Genomic DNA, 1,085 nt, shown 5'->3' with positions numbered 1-1,085 from the left:
GGAGCCAGCCGTCGAAGGTGGGGTAGATGATTGGGGTGAAGTCGTAACAAGGTAGCCGTATCGGAAGGTGCGGCTGGATCACCTCCTTTCTAAGGAAATACCCGATCACGATGATGATCGGATAAATAAGGCAGAATTATCGCTCGCTCGTTGTCAGTTTTGAAAGAATAATTACTATTCTTTCTGTTTTAAAGTAAGTTCATGTGGGCCTTTAGCTCAGCTGGTTAGAGCGCACCCCTGATAAGGGTGAGGTCGGTGGTTCGAGTCCACTAAGGCCCACCATTTAACTTCATATCCCGAGTATTCGGGTGAATTATGGGGCCATAGCTCAGCTGGGAGAGCGCCTGCCTTGCAAGCAGGAGGTCAGGAGTTCGATCCTCCTTGGCTCCACCAAGAGAAGACTTGTTCTTTGAAAACTGGATAGCGAAAGAAATGAAACATCCTTTAGCGAAAGATCTTTTCTTTTAGAAAAGAGTAAGCGAAGTATTGTGAGTTTGGGATGACTTTTCGAATGTTCGAACCATGCAAAGTGGAGCGTAAGCGAAATGGAGCCTCGAACGAGAACGGCAGCACAAACCACAAAACGGAGCGTTGGTTAAGCTAGTAAGAGCGCACGGAGGATGCCTAGGCACTAGGAGCCGAAGAAGGACGTGGCGAACAACGAAACTGCCTCGGGGAGCTGTAAGCAAGCTTTGATCCGGGGGTGTCCGAATGGGGAAACCCGGCTATCGTAATGGATAGTCACTATTGACTGAATACATAGGTCAATGAGAGGCATACCAGGGGAACTGAAACATCTAAGTACCCTGAGGAAGAGAAAACAAAAGTGATTCCGTCAGTAGCGGCGAGCGAACGCGGATTAGCCCAAACCAAGGAGCTTGCTCCTTGGGGTTGTAGGACGTCTCACATGGAGTTACAAAGGTGTTGATTAGATGAAGAGGTCTGGAAAGGCCCGCCATAGCAGGTAAAAGCCCTGTAGTCGAAAGTGAACACCCTCCGAGACGGATCCTGAGTACGGCGGGACACGTGAAACCCCGTCGGAATCCGGCAGGACCATCTGCCAAGGCTAAATACTCCCTAGTGAC

The 1,085-nt window shown here is 49.7% G+C and carries 2 tRNA genes and 2 rRNA genes; all 4 read left to right on the top strand.

Features of this window, described 5'->3' with window-relative positions:
- Nucleotides 1-89, top strand: a 16S ribosomal RNA gene (locus tag ACFVTB_RS27600); the annotation flags it as partial.
- A gap of 116 nt (nt 90-205) precedes the next feature.
- A tRNA-Ile gene (locus ACFVTB_RS27595) sits at nt 206-282 on the top strand.
- A gap of 35 nt (nt 283-317) precedes the next feature.
- A tRNA-Ala gene (locus tag ACFVTB_RS27590) sits at nt 318-393 on the top strand.
- A gap of 200 nt (nt 394-593) precedes the next feature.
- Nucleotides 594-1,085, top strand: a 23S ribosomal RNA gene (locus tag ACFVTB_RS27585); the annotation flags it as partial.

This window comes from Paenibacillus sp. NPDC058071, assembly GCF_042885235.1.
Taxonomy (GTDB): domain Bacteria; phylum Bacillota; class Bacilli; order Paenibacillales; family Paenibacillaceae; genus Pristimantibacillus.
The sequence above is the reverse complement of the archived record's forward strand: the minus strand, read 5'-3'. Positions and strand labels throughout refer to the sequence as shown.